We start from the raw sequence: 291 nt of genomic DNA, 5'->3' as shown, positions 1-291 counted from the left end.
CGATCAATGCCAACGACGTCGCGCTCGGGGCTAGCTCGATCACGGCCGTGCCGAATCCGACAGCCGGTACTACTATCGGCGGTATACCCTACGCGTTTGCCGGTGCCGGACCGACAAGCGTGGTGAGCGTCGGCGCACCGGGTATGGAACGTCAGATCACCAACGTTGCCGCGGGTCGGGTCAGCGCCGCGAGTACAGACGCCATCAACGGTTCGCAGCTGTTTGCCACCAACTCTGCCATCGAGAACCTGTCGACCACGTTTAGCACAAGCACCAGCGCGGTCGCGTCCC

General features: G+C 63.6%; 1 pseudogene. It reads left to right on the top strand.

From position 1 onward, the window contains the following. Nucleotides 1-291, top strand: a pseudogene (locus SB816_RS30900) (hypothetical protein); the annotation flags it as partial.

Source organism: Achromobacter sp. SIMBA_011 (assembly GCF_046535435.1).
GTDB classification, from domain to species: domain Bacteria; phylum Pseudomonadota; class Gammaproteobacteria; order Burkholderiales; family Burkholderiaceae_B; genus Achromobacter; species Achromobacter dolens.
Note: the sequence above shows the minus strand (reverse complement) of the source record. Positions and strands in the feature narration are given on the sequence as shown.